Annotated in this window: 19 protein-coding genes; 15 read left to right on the forward strand and 4 right to left on the reverse strand. The window is 57.2% G+C overall.

Annotated elements, in window-relative coordinates; genetic code table 11:
• The first annotated feature begins 31 nt into the window (after window positions 1–31).
• Window positions 32–1,057, forward strand: coding sequence for an alpha-glucosidase domain-containing protein (locus CU103_RS32240; RefSeq protein ID WP_162707196.1), 1,026 nt, complete (start codon window positions 32–34; stop codon window positions 1,055–1,057).
• Window positions 1,024–2,604 (forward strand): glycoside hydrolase family 31 protein, encoded by a 1,581-nt coding sequence (locus CU103_RS23390; protein WP_245448968.1) that lies wholly within the window; start codon window positions 1,024–1,026, stop codon window positions 2,602–2,604. Before CU103_RS32240 ends, CU103_RS23390 begins: the two co-directional genes overlap by 34 nt.
• A 54-nt stretch (window positions 2,605–2,658) precedes the next feature.
• On the opposite strand, the gene CU103_RS23395 is transcribed toward CU103_RS23390, so the two are convergent.
• Both CU103_RS23395 and CU103_RS23400 read right to left on the reverse strand, forming a co-directional pair.
• Entirely contained in the window at window positions 2,659–4,053 is a 1,395-nt protein-coding gene (locus tag CU103_RS23395) for an aminotransferase (protein ID WP_106666440.1), read from the reverse strand.
• 227 nt (window positions 4,054–4,280) lie between these two features.
• Complete coding sequence (locus CU103_RS23400) at window positions 4,281–4,622, reverse strand: hypothetical protein (RefSeq protein ID WP_146147847.1); 342 nt, start codon at window positions 4,620–4,622, stop codon at window positions 4,281–4,283.
• 362 nt (window positions 4,623–4,984) lie between these two features.
• Here CU103_RS23400 and CU103_RS23405 point away from each other — a divergent pair, with 362 nt between their 5' ends.
• The 5 genes from CU103_RS23405 to CU103_RS23425 all read left to right on the forward strand — a co-directional run bounded on the left by CU103_RS23405 (window position 4,985) and on the right by CU103_RS23425 (window position 9,380).
• Complete coding sequence (locus CU103_RS23405) at window positions 4,985–5,365, forward strand: hypothetical protein (protein WP_106666442.1); 381 nt, start codon at window positions 4,985–4,987, stop codon at window positions 5,363–5,365.
• Window positions 5,366–5,475: 110 nt separating this feature from the next.
• Complete coding sequence (locus CU103_RS23410) at window positions 5,476–7,899, forward strand: phosphocholine-specific phospholipase C (RefSeq protein WP_106666443.1); 2,424 nt, start codon at window positions 5,476–5,478, stop codon at window positions 7,897–7,899.
• Window positions 7,900–7,980: 81 nt separating this feature from the next.
• Window positions 7,981–8,193: an AbrB/MazE/SpoVT family DNA-binding domain-containing protein gene (locus CU103_RS23415; RefSeq protein ID WP_099999768.1), complete on the forward strand. Its 213-nt coding sequence runs from the start codon at window positions 7,981–7,983 to the stop codon at window positions 8,191–8,193.
• Window positions 8,193–8,573: a type II toxin-antitoxin system VapC family toxin gene (locus CU103_RS23420; RefSeq protein ID WP_106666444.1), complete on the forward strand. Its 381-nt coding sequence runs from the start codon at window positions 8,193–8,195 to the stop codon at window positions 8,571–8,573. Before CU103_RS23415 ends, CU103_RS23420 begins: the two co-directional genes overlap by 1 nt.
• Window positions 8,574–8,582: 9 nt before the next feature.
• A complete protein-coding gene (locus CU103_RS23425) occupies window positions 8,583–9,380 on the forward strand; it encodes a DUF1499 domain-containing protein (protein WP_106666445.1) in 798 nt (265 codons plus the stop codon).
• A gap of 18 nt (window positions 9,381–9,398) precedes the next feature.
• Here the strand turns inward: CU103_RS23425 and CU103_RS23430 are convergent, their stop codons facing one another.
• Entirely contained in the window at window positions 9,399–10,298 is a 900-nt protein-coding gene (locus CU103_RS23430; RefSeq protein WP_106666446.1) for an MBL fold metallo-hydrolase, read from the reverse strand.
• Between the two features lie 121 nt (window positions 10,299–10,419).
• On the opposite strand from CU103_RS23430, the gene CU103_RS23435 reads away from it, so the two are divergent.
• From CU103_RS23435 to uraH, 8 genes are all read left to right on the forward strand, one after another.
• A complete protein-coding gene (locus CU103_RS23435) occupies window positions 10,420–11,007 on the forward strand; it encodes a biotin transporter BioY (RefSeq protein ID WP_106666447.1) in 588 nt (195 codons plus the stop codon).
• Window positions 11,008–11,082: 75 nt separating this feature from the next.
• The gene (locus CU103_RS23440; protein WP_245448959.1) at window positions 11,083–11,313 is read left to right on the forward strand and encodes an amino acid transporter; all 231 of its coding nucleotides are present in this window, start codon (window positions 11,083–11,085) and stop codon (window positions 11,311–11,313) included.
• A 130-nt stretch (window positions 11,314–11,443) separates the two neighbouring features.
• Entirely contained in the window at window positions 11,444–12,370 is a 927-nt protein-coding gene (gene puuE, locus CU103_RS23445) for an allantoinase PuuE (protein WP_425350638.1), read from the forward strand.
• A gap of 116 nt (window positions 12,371–12,486) precedes the next feature.
• Window positions 12,487–12,996, forward strand: coding sequence for an ureidoglycolate lyase (locus CU103_RS23450; RefSeq protein ID WP_106666449.1), 510 nt, complete (start codon window positions 12,487–12,489; stop codon window positions 12,994–12,996).
• Window positions 12,997–13,028: 32 nt separating this feature from the next.
• Window positions 13,029–14,483, forward strand: a complete 1,455-nt coding sequence (gene xdhA / locus CU103_RS23455; RefSeq protein ID WP_106666450.1) for a xanthine dehydrogenase small subunit — start codon at window positions 13,029–13,031, stop codon at window positions 14,481–14,483.
• A complete protein-coding gene (gene xdhB, locus CU103_RS23460) occupies window positions 14,480–16,789 on the forward strand; it encodes a xanthine dehydrogenase molybdopterin binding subunit (RefSeq protein ID WP_106666451.1) in 2,310 nt (769 codons plus the stop codon). The genes xdhA and xdhB overlap by 4 nt, the downstream gene beginning before the upstream one ends.
• A 12-nt stretch (window positions 16,790–16,801) precedes the next feature.
• Complete coding sequence (gene uraD / locus CU103_RS23465; RefSeq protein ID WP_106666452.1) at window positions 16,802–17,305, forward strand: 2-oxo-4-hydroxy-4-carboxy-5-ureidoimidazoline decarboxylase; 504 nt, start codon at window positions 16,802–16,804, stop codon at window positions 17,303–17,305.
• A 10-nt stretch (window positions 17,306–17,315) separates the two neighbouring features.
• A complete protein-coding gene (gene uraH / locus CU103_RS23470) occupies window positions 17,316–17,669 on the forward strand; it encodes a hydroxyisourate hydrolase (RefSeq protein WP_106666453.1) in 354 nt (117 codons plus the stop codon).
• A gap of 175 nt (window positions 17,670–17,844) precedes the next feature.
• On the opposite strand, the gene CU103_RS23475 is transcribed toward uraH, so the two are convergent.
• Window positions 17,845–19,035 (reverse strand): DUF2793 domain-containing protein, encoded by a 1,191-nt coding sequence (locus CU103_RS23475; RefSeq protein ID WP_106666454.1) that lies wholly within the window; start codon window positions 19,033–19,035, stop codon window positions 17,845–17,847.
• Between the last annotated feature and the right edge of the window lie 243 nt (window positions 19,036–19,278).

Here is a 19,278-nt window from a genome sequence, read left to right on the forward strand (position 1 = left end):
TCTTATGACCTGATTTTGAGGAGGAATTATTTTGAACCGCGTTCAACTTTCTATTCTAAGTCTATTGCTATTGCCAGGATTGACCGGTTGCAATGACAGCAATTCTTCGCAGGGCACAGACGGTGGAACCTTTATTGCTGGGCCACCCGGGGAAAAAGGCGAAATTGGAGAAAAAGGCCCAGCCGGAGAGAAGGGCGAGGGAAGGATAGAACCGGCCAATTTGCCAACGGGCGTTACGCTACAATCGGGCGGCTTTGATGTTCAGTTGGAAAAGGATGTGCTTGAAGTTCGCGCTTTCGCGGCAAATATATTGCGCGTCCGTTTCCGGCCGGATGGCATGGCAGCAACGGACGCAACCCGCGTTCTTCCGCAACCGGGGGACGTCGCGCCGGTTGAGCCCGTTGCCGAAATCGATCCAGAGGTTAGAGGAGACGCGGATTCGGTTGAGATCACGACGGGTCAGTTTACCGCCAAGTGGGAAAAACGGACGGAAACGATCCTTCTCAGGGATGCCGCAGGCAAGATTTTGGCGCGTTCCCCCGCCGCCGATCTGCAACTCGGACAAGTGAGCGTAGAACACAATGCTTCCGATGCTCTCTATGGTATTGCAGACGAGGCAAGCATTGGTAATACAGGAATATTGCGCACGGGCCTGCAGGATTTGAAGACGTCCGACCAAGGTCATGCGGGTGCCCCGCTTGTCTGGAGCACAAGCGGCTATGGTGTTCTGGTCGACACGATAGGGTCAGAAACGAGCAATGTCGATCTCTCGGACTCCCGCCGCATTGTTTTTGGGTCCATTTCGAAACCGGACGTTGACTACTATCTGCTGGTTGGCCGTCCTGCTGAAATATTTGGTTCGGTGGCCAGGATCAGCGGCCGCTCACCGCTGTTTCCAAAATGGGCGATGGGCTTCACCAATGGGGCGCAGACAACGCATGGAATGGAGACGACAACAGCGTTGGGCTTAACGAAACGAAGCTTCGTGTCATCATTTCACGATACCGCAGCGAAAACATTCCGATCGACGCCTTCACATTTGATCTGGACTGGATGAACTGGGCTCGAGCCGGCATACCAAACAGCCAGTTTACTTGGAATAGCGAAAAATTTCCTAATGGGGCGAACGGTGGGCTGAAGCGGTGGCTCGATGAGCAGGGAGTTAAGATGACCGCCATCCTGAAGCCCCGCATCCCTGTTGACTCCCAGGAAGGCAGCGAAGCCACAAAGAAGGGCTGGTGGATGCCGAATACAAAGGCAGTGGCGGATTATTTCCTGCCGACCACGGACATGCGGCACGTTGATTTCAGCAAACCGGAGGTGATCAAATGGTATACGGACCATCTTGGCAGCCTGTTCGATTCAGGCATCGCCGGCTGGTGGAATGATGAGTTCGGTTCGAGCGGCGCCACCGATGACGGCAATGAAACCGAAGGTCTGGATGCGCAGCGCGGCATCTATAACTGGCAGCGTACCAACAGGCCGGATACGCGCGTATGGTCGATCAACCGCAACTTCTATCTGGGGTCGCAGCGTTACGCCTATGGCCTCTGGTCAGGTGATATCAGAAACGGCTTTTCCAGCATGGCTGAACAGCGCAATCGAATGCTGGGGGCAGTCAATGCCGGCGCCATGCAATGGACCATGGATACGGGTGGGTTCCAGAACGGAAGCGGGACTTTTGCGGGAGGCGGTACCGGTTATGAGGACTATGCGCGCTGGATGCAGTTTGCCATATGCACGCCGATCTTTCGCGTGTATGGCGAGAACGGGGTGCAACGTCAGCTCTGGTGGTATGGGACTGGCTATGACGCAGCCGTTGAGGCAATCAGGCTGCGCTACAAACTGATCCCCTATATTTACAGCTATGAACACCAGCGCAACAGGACCGGTGTCGGCATTGTTCGCCCGCTTATTTTCGACTGGCCAAACGACCGCAATGTTCGCAACGATTCTCAGTCGTGGCTCTTCGGCGAATGGCTGCTGGCCTCTCCCGTCGTTGAGCAGGGGCAACGCAGCAAGGATATCTATTTGCCGCAAGGGACCTGGACTGAGTGGAATTCCGGCAAATCGCAGACCGGGGGGCAATCCATCGCCTTCAACACCGTGAAATGGGAAAGCAATTTTCCGCTATTCTTCCGTCCGGGGGCGATCGTTCCCATGCTGCGTGAGGATGTCCAATATGTGGGTGAAAAGCCTCTGACGGAGCTGAATATAGAGGTGTTTCCCGATACGAAGCGCACTTCATTCGATTATTACGATGATGATGGCAAGAGCTACGACTACGAGAAAGGGATCTATTTCCTCCAGACATTGTCGGTGCAAAGCAAAGACAAAGAGGTGACATTCGAAACCGCTGCTCCTGATCCCGCCGGCAGTTTCAAGCCGGAATTGGAATACTACACGGTGAAGATTCACGTTCCCAACACCGCAGCCGTCAGTATCAACGATGCGAAACTGGATCCCGCGGCAAACCTGACCTCGCTAACCGGTGCAGCCGAAGGCTGGATCGCCGGTATCGATCCGGATCATGGTAATATTCCGGTGACCTATGTCCGCATCAAAGCCGGAGAGAAACAAAAGATCGTTCTCACCACACAGTGACAAGACCAAAAAAGGGGCGGCTGCGCCGCCCCATTTTCCTTTAACATATTGATACTACTGCGCGCGCAGTCCGTTCTTCGACACATAGGCCTCAGTGTCGGCCAGTGCTTTCTCGAACCGGTTGAACAACTCGTCGAGCTCGTCTTCCGTGATGATCATTGGCGGGCAGAATGCGATCGTATCGCCTAGAGCGCGGAGCACAGCGCCATGTCCTTCGAGGAACTTTGCAAGATTTGCTCCAACGCCATGCGCCGGATCGAAAGGCCGCTTCGTCGATTTGTCAGCAACCATCTCAACCGCGCCAACAAGTCCGCAAGAACGGACCTCGCCCACGAGCGGGTGATCTTTGACTTTGTTCAAGCGGGCCTCGAATAGTGGGGTAAGCCCTCGCACATACTCAACAATATTGCGGCGCTGGTAGATCTCGATTGCCTTCACGCCGAGGGCGCAGCCGACCGGATGACCGCCATAGGTGAAGCCATGGCCGAACGTGCCGAGCTGGGCGCTGTGGTCGACATAGGCCTGATAGACATCCTCCGGAACAAGCACTGCACCGAGTGGCGCATAGGCCGCGGTCAGCTGCTTGGCGGCGGAAATGGTCGTTGGCGTCATGCCGACGGTCTGGCTGCCCCACCAGTTGCCGGTGCGGCCAAAGCCATTGATCACCTCGTCGGAGACGATCAGAATATCATGCTCGCGCAGGATGGGTTCTATCGCCGCAAAATAGCCGGAAGGGGGAACTATGACGCCGCCCGCACCCATCACCGGCTCGGCGATGAAGGCGGCGATCGTCTCCGGTCCCTCGCGTTCGATCATATCTTTCAATGACTTGGCGAGGCGTGTGACGAATTCGGCTTCGCTTTCGCCTTCGAGGCCGAAGCGGTAATGGTGTGGGCAATCCGTATGCAGGATGCCTTCGACCGGCAGGTCCCAACCCTTGTGATTACCGGCGAGGCCGGTCAGCGAGGCTGCCATGACGGTCACGCCGTGATAGGCCTTGATACGGGAGATGATCTTCTTCTTTTTCGGCCGGCCAAGCGCATTGTTATAATACCAGGCGAGCTTGACCTGGGTGTCATTAGCCTCGGAGCCGGACGAGGTATAGAACACTTTCGAAATCGGCACCGGCGCGATTTCCTTAAGCTTTTCAGCGAGTTCGATGGCCGGCTCCATACCCTTGCCCCCGAAGAGATGGTAATAGGGCAGGGTGCGCATCTGCTCGTTGGCCGCCTCGATCATTTCTTCATCGCCGAAGCCGAGGCCCGCACACCACAGCCCCGACATGCCTTCGATATATTCCTTGCCTTGCGTGTCATAGAGATAGACACCTTTGCCGTGTCCCATCACGACGGGCCCGTTTTCCTGAAGCTTGTGGATCGGCGTGTAGGGATGCAGGATTGCGTTGATATCGCGCTGCTGGACATTGGTGAGGGGGTGGCCGTTCGCCATTTTGGAACTCCGGATGTGAAGGGTATGCAACCTTAGCCAGACTTGCCGGCAAGAGCAAAGCTTAGCTGCTGGAAAACACGCCTTGCAACCGAACTAACCCAAAAATCAACTCAAGGTGCAGATTCTTTAGCCAGAATCGACGGTTGTTGGGTAAGAATTGCCCGGTCTTCGGCCATTTCCAGGTATTCTTGGGCAGGAAGTGCCTTGGAACGCATTCAGCCTTTGCGCTAGACCAGCAGTCCTTTCATGACCGCGACAAAATCCGCGCCGAGTTTTTCAAGAAGCGTGGCTTCGTCCTGTTCGGAGGTCACGGTCAAAGTGGTTCCATCATTGCCAAGCAAGACGAACACCACCTGATTCGTCATTCCGTCTGAAACGGAAATGGCGGCGATCCGCTGCTGGTCGCCATCTTCCGGCCCCCTGATATTGAAGATCACTTCGCCATTGACGAGATCGGCGGCTTTCTGCAGCGCACCTTCAAATCCGTCGGCAACGATATCCTGTGCGCCAAGCGCCAGTTCGATCTCTACAACTTCAAGCGAAACCGCTTTGCCAGCATCAGGCATCATCTTCGGCCCCGTCATTCTTCTTTTGCGAAAAGCGGTTTGCGGTCCGCTCCCTGTTTCCTGCCCCTTGGGGTTCATACCCAAATCACGTCTGCGATGATGTCAGCTATGTGACAGCCGATCCACTCATAAAGTGTAAACGGAATAAATCTGCAACCGGATCCCGGCCGCTCACCCGTCAGCGAGCATGTCATCCAGATTTCACACGCGGCGGGTATGCCGAACGCGTGACGATCCGCGATACTGCTGCCGTCCGGGAACAAAGGCCGGAATCTGGCTCGGCCGTCCCACCAGAGCAGATCGAATAGTATATTTGAAATTTCAAGCTGCAGATATTTTTTTATTTATTCCGTTGGAGCAAGGTTTTGAAACATCGTTTTTGCCTGTTACTTCCCCTGATTTTGATTTCTGCCTGTAATGGATCGGACTCCAAGCCGGATGACAGTGTTGCCAGGTCGACTTTCGATGCGGTGACCGCAGAGCTGAAGGAAACCAAAAGTGCGTTGGCCAAAGCGCAGCAGGATAATGCTGATCTTGCCGGTCAGCAGGGGCAAATTCAGACCGCCCTCGACGCAAAATTGGCTGAACAGGAAGAGCTCCTCCAGAGGTTACAGCGGGCCGACCTTACTGAAGCTGAGCGGGATGAGCTTAAACGGCAGTTGGGTAATGTCACAAAAGAGCGCGATCAGCTCATTGCAAATAAAGCCAAGCTTACCGCATTGCTCAAGAGTGCTGTTTGTCAATGATGCAATATTGTTCCGCTGCGTATTGCTGCAAAGAATGAATGCAGCGTTCTCTGAATCAAAATAAGCATCAAACAACATTTCAATAACCGACTTATTTCAGGAAGTTTATTATGGATAGACGCGATTTCATCAAGATGCTGGGTCTTGCGGGCACGAGCGCCGCAGCCTACACCGCCTGCTCAAACTATATGAGCGAAGCGCTTGCTCAATCGACGGTGGTCGACGATCTGTTGGCAGCAGGCGTGGAATGCGAGAAGGGATCGCTTGCTGATATCGAACATGTGGTGATCCTGATGCAGGAAAACCGTTCCTTCGACCATTATTTCGGAACCTTGCGCGGCGTGCGCGGCTTTGGGGATCCGAGGCCGATGAAGAAGCAGGACCGAAAAAGTGTCTTTGACCAGCTGGGTTGGGCGCGGCCTGTGAAGAATGCGGCTGGCAAGTGGGTCATGGAGCTTGACGCACTGAAGGACGGCAAGCCGGATTTCGAGTTTGCAGAGCTGAATGCTGATGGAACTCCAGCATACAACTTTACCGGACAGACGAAATCCGGCAAAGCCAGAAAGCAACAGTGGGTCAAGCCCTATCATTTGCCCAAAATGACCGTCAATGAGCCTGAAGGCGATATCGATCCGAACAGTTCCGGAACGGTCTTCCTGCAGGATCCATGGCACGGGTATCAGGACGGTATTGCTGCGTGGAATGCAGGCAAGAACGACCAGTGGATGCCATTCAGGGACATCGTCTCCATGGCGCACTATACGCAGAATGATATTCCGCTCTATTTCAAGCTGGCGAAGACATTCACGCTTTGCGATGCCTATTTCTGCTCGGTCAATGGTCCGACAGACCCCAATCGCAGTTACTTCTGGACCGGCACCTGCAAGGGCCGGACCTCCAACGGTTTTTTCAGTTCAAAGGACGACGATGTTTCTGACAATGATCCGTCCCGGGCCGACTGGAAGTCTTATCCGGAGAAACTTGAGGACCTTGGCGTCGACTGGAAATTTTACCAGGACGGCTTGACGTGGACGAGCGATCCGTTCGCTGGAAACTACGGCGACAATACGCTTGAGTTCTTCAGACAATACCGCGACCGGACGACATCGATCTACAAGAAGAACCAGTCTGTAAACTCGGTTCTGCGGACCGATGCGAGCAAGCCATCGCAGTTTGAACAGGATATCATCGACAACAAGCTTCCGGCCGTATCCTGGATTGTTCCAGCAGAAGCCTTCACCGAACATCCGAAATATCCGCCGCATTTCGGTGAGTTCTATCTGAACGAGATTTTGCGCGCCTTTCTTGGCAACAGGGAAGTCTGGCACAAGACCGTGTTTATTATTACCTATGATGAGAATGGCGGTTTCTTCGATCATGTGCTCCCGCCTGTGCCACCGTTGACATCGGACAACGGACAGACTTCGCCCGGCATCACCCTGGCGGCCGCGGGTGAGATCAATTCCGAAACGTCAATCGAACAGGCAACCCCCATCGGCATGGGGCCGCGTGTTCCGACGCTGGTTATTTCACCCTGGAGTGCCGGCGGGCGGGTCTGTTCGGAAGTTTTCGATCATACCTCCGTCATCCGCTTTCTCGATAGCTGGCTCACGGCAAAAGAAAAACAGAAAGCGTATACGCCTGCGTCTTCCAGTATCTCGTCCTGGAGGCAGGCCATCGCCGGTGATCTGACCAGTGCATTCGATTTTGACCGCACCAAAATGGGCGCAATGGACGAACTGATCGACGCGATCAAATCCGAAAGAACTTTTGCGGCGAAAGTAAAAGGCAATTCGACAGGTGTCGGTGCTTTCCAGCCGGAATATTCTCATGTCCTGGCCGACCCGGAGGCGAAAAAGCCGGTGCTGGTCAAACAGGACAAGGCGCAATGTGCGCTATTGCCGGTCGGCTATGATTTCCAGGTGTTCTTCAAATATGGAACTCACACCGACGGCAAGACAAGGGTGGAGTGGGTCATCAGAAATTCCGGCCCGCTTGGCGCATCGTTCTATGTCATACCCTATTCGAGGAGCGATGGCCCCTGGTTCTTTAGTGTCGAAGGCACGAAGGTCGGCGGGACGCCGGTCACACTATCAGAGAATAGCTATGCCCAGGTCGCCAATGGCGATTATGCCCATGCCATCCACGGCCCGAATGGTTATCTATTCGAGTTCGCAGGCAATACCCTGGATACGGTCCAGATGCAGCTTCCAAATATTGTCGATGTAAAATCTTTGAATGACGGAGCCACGATCCAGATCGTCTTCGACGAATGGCCGACAGCCAATGGCAAGTTGAAGCTGGTCAGCGCCTATACCGGCGATAAGGCTGTCATCGAAAACGGGACGGCAAGCATCGATGTCGCGACAAAGGACGGCTGGTACGATGTTTCCGTCGCCGATGCGGTTAATAGCAACAGCTTCCTGCGCCGCTATGCGGGTCATCTCGAAAATGGCAAGATCAGCAAGAGCGACCCGGCCATCGGCCTGCAGTATAATGAAACGACGCGGGTTTATGATCCGGTAACGGCGTAGCGATTTCACGCTGGGCTTTGAGAAAGTGTCGAGGCGTGCTATTTTCTTACCGGATTGTTATCGATCGGAGAAGAGTACGACATGCCTGACACTGCAACACTTTCGACGAAGTTCCAGATTTCGATTCCGAAAGCTGTTCGTACTGCACGCAAATGGAAGGCCGGGCAGGAGTTTGTCTTCATACCGAAGGAAACTGGGGTATTGCTCATCCCCGTTCCCGAACAGGCCGACCTCGCGGGGATTGCCAAGGGCGCCACTTCGAAGAACTATCGCGACCGCAAAGACCGGTTCTGATGCGTCTCGTCGATACGTCAGCCTGGATCGAATGGCTGATTGCCTCACCCACCGGAAAAATAATAGCACCTCTCATGCCGGCGCGGGAAGATTGGCTGGTTCCGGCGATTGTAGAGCTCGAACTTGCGAAATGGCTTACCCGGGAGCTAAGTGAGGACAAGACGGATCAGGTTATTGCTTTCACCCAAATGTGCCTTATCGCCCCCCTCGATACGAAGATCGCTCTGGCGGCTGCAGCGATTTGCGTCCAGCAAAAACTTGCGACTGCCGACGCAATTGTTTACGCGACTGCATTGGAATATGACGCAGAACTTTTGACATGCGACGCTCATTTCGACGGCCTGCCCGGCGTCACGTTCATTGCGAAGATCAGCGGCTGAAAGGAACCCATGCGAACGCATTATCGACGCCGCCAATCGATTTCAGCCAAATGGTCGGTACGCTTTGCCTTTCTTTCGGCGATCCTCTTTGTGCTCTCGAGCCTGGGGCATCGATTCGAGCGCATCGAAACACCTGAGTTTCTCTGGCTGCTTGCCATCGTTGCCGGTCTGGCGCTGTTCGCGGTCCTGCTCAGCATCAAGGGCTTCACCAGTGTATGGCGCCGCGGCGATCGCGGTTTTGCGAGCGCGTTCTGGGGTGCAGTGATTGCGCTGCTGGTGCTCGCACCCTTCGTCACCACGCTCTATCAGGCACTGGCGCTTCCAACGATATACGATGTCTCGACCGATGTTACTGACCCGCCTGAACTGTTCGCCGCGGGACAGCGGACAGAGCGGATGAATCCGCTTGTCAATGATGAGGATAGCCGTGGGCTTCAATCCAGTGCCTATCCTCAAGTGACGGGCCGCCGCTATGAGGGTTCGCCCGACCGGATTTTAACCGCGGTGAATACCGTCATCGCCAATAACGGCTGGACGATCATAAGCCAGAGAGGCGAGCCGGGCGAGGACGAGGAAATCCTGCTGGAAGTGGTGGCGCGGACCTGGCTCATGGGCTTCACCAGCGATGTGGTCATCCGCCTCGCCGACGAGGGCGAGACCACCTACGTCGATATGCGCTCGGTTTCCCGCTACGGCATTCACGACCTCGGCGAGAATGCCGACCGCATCACCGCCTTCATGACGGCACTCGATGCGGAAGTGCAGGGCGCCCAGCCGGAGGAAGAAACGACCCAGCCGGCGCAGTGATGCTACCATTGTAAGAAACTACCAATAAACCCCATCAATCGCCGGGTTTCCTTCGGTCTGCACAATTCCGCGGCCGACAAGGTCCTCAAGATGCGCGAGAACCGAGAGAGCGGCAGCGCCATGCAACCGCGGATCGGTTTCCCGGTAGATCACCCTGACCATGGCTGGAATGTTGCGGTCGCCGGCCCGCACACGCTCCAGTATCGCGCGCTCACGCATCTTCCTGTGGGCTTTCAAGCCGCGAACGAAGGTCCTGGGCTTGGTCACCGGGCCGCCATGGCCGGGAAAATAGACGCGGTCGTGCCGCTGCAGCAGGCGGTCGAGCGACGCCATGTAGTCCGACATGGCACCATCGGGCGGGGCGACGATGGATGTGGCCCAGGCCATGACATGATCGGCCGAAAACAGAATTCCGGTGCTCTCCAGTGCGAAAACCACATGGTTTGCGGTGTGGCCGGGTGTGTGAATGACGCGTAGCGCCCAGCCATCGCCCTCGATGAGAGCGTTGTCCGGCACTGCGATATCCGGAACGAATTCCATATCTCCGCTGGCATCCAGCAGGTTGACCTCGCCTATGTGCAGGGCGCGGGCCGGCCGATGCGGGCCCTCCGCGACGATCGTGGCGCCGAGCTCATCCTTCATCACGGTCGCCAGCGGCGAGTGATCGCGGTGGGTGTGACTGACGAAGATGTGGCTGACCGGGCGGCCGGCTATGGCGCGCAGAAGCGTTGCGTGATGCGCCTCGTCGAGGGGCCCGGGATCGATCAGTGCCAGCGTGTCCCGCCCAACCAGATAGGAGTTGGTGCCGTGAAAAGTGAAAGGACTGGGATTGTTGACCGTGATTCGTTGGACATTTGGCGCAATATCAACGAATTCGCCATAGCGCGGCGCAAAACTGCTGTCGAAAACGAGAGACATTAATGGATACTACCTTTGTAGGGCTTTCGACGTATTGCGGTGCGACATAAACCCCAATATACCGTTTTCATGACGTGGCGAAAGCCGCCTTTGGGCGAAGGCCGATCTGGAGGTTAAAGAAATGATTGCAGTTCAAACCCGTTCTCTTGCCGAAGAATTCCAGCCGGAAGGCCAGCTTGCCAAGGCGATCTGGTATGTTTCGCTCGCTCTCGCGGGGACGGCATTGATGACCCTGGCCGCCAAGACCAAGGTCGACATGGTGTTCGTGAACGTGACGATGCAGACTTTCGCCGTCTTCGCCATCTCTGCGGCCTATGGCTCGCGGCTCGCAGTTGCAACCATGGCGCTTTATTTGCTTGAAGGCGCACTCGGCATGCCGGTATTCACCGGAACGCCGGAAAAGGGCATTGGCCTTGCCTATATGGTTGGACCCACGGGCGGCTATCTTCTTTCCTATCTCGCAGCCGCCTGGATTGTTGGCCGTGCGGCCGACAAGGGCTTCGCCCGCAATCCGGTCTTGCTCGGCCTGGCCATGCTTGCCGCTGAAGTGGTCATCCTGGGCATGGGCTTCCTGTGGATGGCCTACCTCCTTGGTTTTGAGAAAGCCTTTACCTTCGGCGTGGGCCCTTTCATCGTTGCCGACATCCTCAAGCTGGCTCTCGCAGCTGCCATTGTTCCGGCGGTGGGATCGGTGTTCAAGCGCCGGTGACACCGGCGCTTCATTTTTGACCGCGCGATTTTATTGAAGTTTTTCCGTAATTTATTGCTTCTACCCGGTGTAATATTGGATATTTTTACCACGGTTCACAATGAGCGGACGAAGCTGACAGCAGCTTGGTTTAATGGGGCCTCTGTTGCGCTCTATGCCGTGGGCGGCTTGGCTCCCATGGCATCAAGTATCTACAATTCAGGCGGGCCGAACCTATTGATTGCAGGCGGCACGGTGATTTGTATTTTGGCTGCGACTGCATTACATTTATTTGCGAGACGGATCTTGAAGGGATTGAAGCCATGAGCTTGGAACAGTTTTTGCTTTTCATGATCATGCCAGTCGGTGGATTGGCGATGGCAGGCTTCATGATGTACATTACACGCAAAGATCGCAGAGACGATAAGCCGAAACACTCGCATTAGTTATTCCAGCCTTGTCCGACTATCCCCGCAATCTCATTGGCTATGGCCGCAATACGCCCGACCCGAAATGGCCGGGCGGCGCCAAGATCGCCGTGCAGTTCGTGGTCAATTATGAAGAGGGCGGCGAGAGCTCGATCCTCGACAATGATCCGGCATCGGAGTGCCTGCTTTCTGAGATCGTCGGGGCCCAGCCCTGGCCCGGCCAGCGCAATCTCAACATGGAATCGATCTACGAATATGGCTCGCGCGCCGGTTTCTGGCGGCTATGGCGCATGTTCACCGCTCGCAAGATGCCTGTCACCGTCTATGGCGTGACGCTCGCCATGGCGCGCAATCCCGAGGCGGTCGCGGCGATGAAAGAGGCGGATTGGGAGATTGCCAGTCATGGGCTGCGCTGGCTGGAATACAAGGATTGCCCGGAAGAACTTGAGCGTCAGCATATCCATCAAGCAGTGCGCCTGCATACGGAGATCACTGGTACGCGGCCGCTGGGCATATATCAAGGCAAGCCTTCGGACAACACGCTGAAGATCGTCATGGAGGAGGGCGGGTTTGTCTATTCCGCCGACAGCTATGCCGACGAACTGCCCTATTGGGTCGAGGGTCCGAAGGGGCCGCATCTGATCGTGCCCTATACGCTCGACGCCAATGACATGCGCTTCGCGACGCCGCAGGGTTTCAACTCCGGCGAACAGTTCTTCACCTATCTGAAAGATACGTTCGACGTGCTCTATCGCGAGGGCAAGCAGGGCGCGCCGAAGATGATGTCGATCGGGCTGCATTGCCGCCTCGCCGGGCGCCCGGGCCGTGCCGCCGCGCTGGAGCGGTTCCTCGATTATGTTCAACACCATGAAGAAGCCTGGATCACGCGCCGCATCGATATTGCAAGGCACTGGCACGACCTGCATCGGCCGGAGACCCCTGCCAATTCACCCTGATGGCCATCTGATGCGACTTTCTGCGCTTCCGGTGCTCACCCATATGTCCGCTGCGCTCCGGTTCTCGAAACCCACACCAGCTGCCTCACCAGGCCGAATTCTCAGAGGTCTCCGATATGAGGATTGCAAGCATTGATGTCCGGCCGCTGACGAAGGCGTTGTTCGCGCCCTACGGCGATGTGATCGAAACCGAAGGTGCCGAACTGCGCCTCATCAACAATGGCACGACGGAACGGTATCACGATCTCGCCAATCTCGATGTTACGGGCGCAGCTGCGCGGGTGCTGGTCAACATCTTCCGGGGCAAGGCTTTTGGGACGCCAATTGATATAACGATGCTGGAACGCCATCCGCTTGGCAGCCAAGCCTTCATGCCGCTGCAGAACCGGCCGTTTCTGGCCGTCGTGGCGGAAGATGAGGAAGGACGGCCCAGACACCCCGTCGCCTTTCTGTGCAAGGGAAATCAGGGCGTCAATTATGGCCGCAATGTCTGGCATCACCCGCTGATTTCACTGGAAGAAACGTCGGATTTTCTCGTGATCGATCGCGGCGGCGAGGGGAATAATCTCGAAGAGTTTTTCTTTGACGATGTGGTCTACAGGATTGACAATCCCCAACCCTCTTGACGCCCGCGCGCAGCCGGTCGAAGCTGCCAGCCATGTCACAAACAATACGTTTTTTTCTCAATGGTCAAAAGCAGGAAGCCTCGGTCCGGCCGGATATGACAGTGCTGGACTGGCTGCGCAGTACGCCGCGTCTGACCGGTACCAAGGAAGGTTGCGCCGAGGGCGATTGCGGGGCTTGCTCGGTGCTGATCGGCGATCCGTGGTTCGCCCCTCGACAAACTCAGGGTGAGGAAACGCACCATGAGGGCGAGGTTCATTACCACGCCGCCAATAGCTGCATTCTCGCCATGGGCCAGATCGACGGCCGTGCGCTGGTGACTGTCGAGGGTCTGAAGGGCGAGCAACTGCACCCGGTGCAGGAGGCGATGGCGGAAAACGGTTCCTCGCAATGCGGCTTCTGCACGCCGGGTATCGTGATTTCGCTGGCTGGTCTTGCGGCGGGCAAAGCCGGGGCCAATGACGACGATATTCACGATGCGCTGGCGGGCAATCTCTGCCGCTGCACCGGCTACCGGCCCATCGTCGAAGCCGGACGCAAGGTGATTCGCGCCGGCGGCGCGAAGATCGCCGGGCCGCAGGTGGCCGCCTTCGCAAAGATCGAACCGCACGCAACGATCTCGGCTTCCGGCGCGACATTCCACCAGCCGGCTTCGCTCAATGTTCTCCTGCAGCTGCGCAAGGAGAGGCCGGAGGCGATCCTGCTCGGCGGCGGCACGGATCTCGGCGTTGCGCTGGCGGATTATCATTCCGGCTGGGACGAGGTGGTCTCGCTTGCCCATGTGAGTGAACTGCGTGCGGTCCGCGAAACGGAAAATCATCTGAGTTTCGGCGCTGCGGTGACGTGGGAAGAAGTGCTGGAACGGGTCGCGGGCTTCTACCCGTCCTTCGCCACGCTCATCCGCCGCTTCGGCTCGACACAGATACGCTCCATGGGAACGATCGGCGGCAATATCGGCACGGCGAGCCCGATTGGCGATGGTCCGCCCGCGCTGATTGCGCTTGGCGCCGAGGTGGAACTTGCATCGTTGAGCGGCCATCGCTTCCTGCCGCTCGAAGACTTCTTCCTCTACTATCGCAAGACAGAATTGCGCCCCGACGAGGTGATCGCATCGGTGTCGATCCCCAAGCCAGGCGAGGGACAGGAGTTCCGCGTCTACAAGATCTCCAAGCGTTACGATCAGGATATCTCGACAGTCTGCGCGGCATTTTCGATTGTCCGCGAGGAGGGGCAGGTGCGCAGCGCCCGCATCGCCTATGGCGGCATGGCAGCGACGCCGCAGCGCGCCGGCCAGGCGGAACAGGCACTGGTCGGCAGCAGCTTTGACCGCAAAGCAATCGACGCCTGCGCTGCTGCGATTACGGCGCAATTCAAGCCGCTCACCGACTGGCGCGGCAGCGCCGATTACCGGCTGAAGGTGGCGGCAAATCTCGCCGAGCGGTTCTGGCGCGATGTGGCTGGCGAGACCGTGGAGGTGATGGCGCTATGAATATCGACGCCAAGGTCGTCCACCGCAGTATCGTCGGCAAAGGCATTGCCCATGACAGCGCCGCGCGCCATGTCTCGGGTGAGGCGAATTACATCGACGACATGCCGGAACTGCCGGGCACACTGCATGCGGCCTTTGTATTGTCGCCGGTCGCCCATGGCACGCTGAAGGGCTTTGACGCATCCGCAGCGCTGGCAGTGCAAGGCGTTGCAGGCGTCTGGTCGGCGAAAGACGTGCCCGGACACAATGAAGTCGGGCCGATTCTTCATGGCGAGACACTCTTCGCCGAAGACATCGTCGATCATGAGGGCCGGGTGATCGCTGTCGTCGCGGCACACGATTTCGAGACGGCCTATCGCGCCGCAAAGCTGGTCAAACTGGATATCGAACCCCTGGAGCCGGTGCTCGATGTGGAAGAAGCGCATCGGCGCAGGAGCTATGTCCTGCCGCCGCAGGAGGTTATCGACGGTGACGTCGATACCGCCCTGGCCAGGGCGCCGCACGTGTTTTCCGGCAAGCTGCGCATGGGCGGGCAGGATCATTTCTACCTGGAAACCCACATCGCCTATGCCATTCCCGGCGAGAACGGCGAAATGCTCGTGCATTCCTCGACGCAGCACCCAACCGAGGTGCAGCACCACGTAGCGGGTATTCTTGGCATCCACGCCAATGCAGTGGAATGCCAGGTGCGCCGCATGGGCGGGGGGTTCGGCGGCAAGGAAAGCCAGCCGACGATCATCGCCGGTGCCGCGGCGCTGATCGCGGCCAAGACCGGCAAGCCTTGCAAGATGAGGCTGAAGCGCCGCGATGATATGGCGGGGACGGGCAAGCGCCACGACTACGTCGCCAATTGGAAGGTCGGGGTGGACAACCGGGGCCGCATTCTCGGCCTCGATGTTGAGTATCTGGCGCGGGCCGGCAATCTGCCGGATCTGACCGGGCCCGTTATCACCCGTACACTCACCCATACCGATAATTCTTACCACATTCCCCATGCGCGCTTCATCGGCCATGCCTGCAAGACCAACACTGTCTCCAACACGGCGTTTCGCGGCTTTGGCGGGCCGCAGGGCATTATCACCATCGAATGCGTTATCGATACGATCGCCCGTGAGTTGAAGCTCGACCCCAACAATGTCCGCGCCATCAACTACTATGGCGAAGATACGGGGGACATGACCCCCTACGGCCAGAAGGTCGAGGACAATCGTCTTGTCGAGGTGACGCAGGCGGTTATGGCTTCGGCTGACTGGCAGCGCCGCCGCGCGACAATCGATGCGCACAATTCAGAAAATCCGGTGATCCGGCGCGGACTGGCGATGATGCCGGTCAAGTTCGGTATCTCGTTCAATCTGACATCGCTCAATCAGGCCGGTGCGCTGGTGCACGTCTATCTGGACGGGTCGATCTTCCTCAATCATGGCGGCACGGAAATGGGGCAGGGCCTTTTCGTCAAGGTTGCGCAGGTCGTTGCCGAGGTGTTTCAGGTAGACCTCGATATGGTGCGTATCTCTTCGACCGCTACCGGCAAGGTACCGAACACCAGTGCGACGGCTGCCTCTACCGGCTCGGACCTGAATGGCATGGCCGCCTTCAAGGCGGCGACGGCCATCAAGGCGCGCATGACGAGGGTAGCGGCCGAGCATTTCGATGTGGAAGAGGACGTGATCGTTTATCGCGAAAGCCGGGTCCACGCCGGTAACGAATCGATTTCGTTCGGTGAACTGGCGAAAATGGCCTGGGCCAAGAGGGTTCAGCTTTCAGAAGCCGGACACTATGCGACGCCGAAAATACACTGGGATGGCAAGACGATGAAGGGCCGGCCCTTCTTCTATTTCAGTTACGGCGCGGCGGTGGCGGAAGTCGCGATCGATACGCTGACCGGCGAAACGCGCTGCCTGCGCGCCGACATTCTGCAGGATGTCGGCTCGCCGCTGAACCCAGCCATCGATCTTGGCCAGATCGAAGGTGCTTTCGTGCAAGGCATGGGGTGGGTGACGTGCGAGGAACTGTGGTGGGACAAGTCCGGGCGCCTGCGGACCGTCGGGCCATCGACTTACAAGATACCGGGATCGCGCGACGTGCCGCCGGAATTCAATGTCCGTATTCTCGACAATATGCCGAACCGGGAGGAGACTGTGTTCCGTTCCAAGGCGATCGGCGAGCCGCCGCTGATGCTGGGCATTTCGGTCTGGCTCGCCATTCGTGACGCCATCGCTTCGATGAGAGGCGGGGTGCCGCAGCTGGACTCCCCGGCAACGCCGGAAAATGTCCTGCGTTCAATAAGGGCAAGCATGAAGAGTTGAGAGGGAGGGACTATGACGCTTGAAAAATTGAACAATTCAAGCACAGAGGAATTTATCGCGGCGCTCGGCAGGATATTCGAACATTCGCCATGGGTGCCAGAAGCAGTGGTGCAGATGCGCCCGTTTTCCAGTGTTGATCGCCTGCATGGAGCAATGGTGGCCGCCGTTGAGAAAGCGGGTCAGGTCGCCCAGCTCCAGCTCATTCGCGCGCATCCGGATCTGGCCGGCAAGGCCGCGCGGCAGGGCAGCCTGACGGCAGAATCCACCAGCGAGCAAAAGGGAGCCGGCCTTGACCGCCTGACGGACAATGAATTCGAGGAATTCCATCGGCTCAACAATGCCTATCAGAGTCGTTTTGGGTTCCCGTTCATTCTGAGCGTGCGCGGCCATGACAAACACTCGATCATGGCAGCATTCCGCCAGCGCCTGAGCCACAATGCCGGGGAAGAGGTGGCAGAGGCACTACGGCAGATTGCTTTGATCGCGCGTTTTCGCCTTCACGATTTAATTGCCTAAGGGGGCTCTTATGGGAAAGTTATCCACGCACGTGCTCGATACCGCGGCGGGCTGCCCCGCTGAGGGCATTGCAATCACCTTGCACCGCATCGAAGAAGGTGGCCGGGTGCTGCTCAAGACACTCGCAACCAATGCGGACGGGCGAACGGACGAGCCTTTGCTTTCGGCCGACGAAATGAAGGTTGGCCGTTATGAACTGATTTTCTTCGTCGAGGATTATTTCAAGCACAGGATGGTTGCTCTTGATACGCCAGCCTTTCTCGACGAGGTTCCCGTCCGCTTTGCCATTTCCGATGTCGAGGCGAACTACCATGTGCCCTTGCTGGTGACGCCGTGGTCTTATTCGACTTACAGGGGGAGTTAGCTTTGAAGGATGCAGAATTGAGCACCGATTATCTCCCCCCTTGCGGGGAGAGAGGGGGAAACGCACCATCAAAATCCCTTCTCTTGGATTTTCTAAGGATTTAGCAAAGCGGCTAAATCCAAGAAAATCCTTTCTCTCCCACAAGGGGGAGAGATAATCGGCACCGTCTATTTCTTTATCCATACACCCCGATCACGCTGAAGCTGCGTTGTTCATCCCCTCTGAAATAGGCGAGGTTGGACGATGATACTGGCGAAGCGTCCTTGCATGCGATGGTCATGTTTGTTGCGTCCTTGGTGCCAAGCAGGAGGCCGTCCTGCATAAAGACGCCGCCCAGAAGTTTCTGCATCATCGGAGAAATATCGACGGCGATATTCTTTTTGACTGGATCGACGATCTGGATCGTATCGCCGGCCGACCACTGCCTGACGTGATCGGCGCTACTGACCTGCAATCCATTCAACGTTGTATCCCATTCGGCCCAGGCCGATTGTGCGGGCGATCTGGTTACATTCCATATCCGGATCATCGCCATGCCCCGCATGGGCGAACCGAAGAACGCCGATACGGCGTCAGTCGTAAAGGTCAGGATATCCGAGGCAACCGATGCGAGCTTGGCGGTTGTGGGATTCTGGCTGCCCGCCGTTTGATAAATGGTGGCTTCCATCTCTGTGGCGGGCACGAAAATCAGGCCGGATTGCTTCTTGCCGGTGGCGGCGTTGGCAATGCCGCCGGGAAACCGCACCGACCCGCTGGCGTTGTCGGCGACCAAGGCATCGTGCCATTGGTCGCCGTCGGCGCTGGTCTTGATTCGAAAGTCGCGGCCCCACATCGTGCCCATTTCCGCGCAACCCTGATAGTTGGACTGAAACAATAGCGATGCGGCCTGATTGTCATCCGCCTTGTTTATCTTCAGCTGATGACTTTGGCCGGCATGATCGAACAGTGAGGCAGGGCTTTTCAGCGCTAGCCGGTTGGTTTCATCGGCTATCGTGTTGATGCCAACGGCTGGAACAGGATTGGTACCCGCCTTTGCTCCACTCCATGCCGCCTGACTGAAGACCGCGAAAGTCCGCTCCTCCATCACCCAGGCATACCAGCCCTCCTGCGGCTCGAAGAACGCCCAGGCTCCATCCTGCCAGGCGGCAACCTGGTTGTCCTTGCCGGACCATTGGCCTGACGCGGCGGATGCAACGATGTAGCGGGCGCCTTCCTGAGGCTCCGCTGGCGGTTCGGCAGCGTTACGGCCGGCCACCGACAGCTGAACCAGAGCATCGAGCGCACGAATGGCTTCGTTATGGGTGACGTGTTTCTGCGCCTGGGACGGCGCTATATAGGGCAGTTTGAGATTTGATGTCTGTTCCATGTGGCTGTCCTTTCAGCTTTGCGCCAAGACAACCAAGATTAATGCCTTTCCATATGTGTTGGATAAACCGCCTGCCGCGGAACCGTCAGGACAACAACCTTGCAAGGCATTTCAGCCAGCTTGATGCAACCCAGCATTCGCTGCCCTGGCAGAAATCAAACCATGACTGGCAGGTATACAGGATCGGCCGCTCCGGCTGAGGCGAGGGCTCGCCCGTAAGCTCGGAGGTGAGGGCCGTGTTCC

This window comes from Phyllobacterium sophorae, from assembly GCF_003010965.1.
In the GTDB taxonomy this organism is placed as follows: domain Bacteria; phylum Pseudomonadota; class Alphaproteobacteria; order Rhizobiales; family Rhizobiaceae; genus Phyllobacterium; species Phyllobacterium sophorae.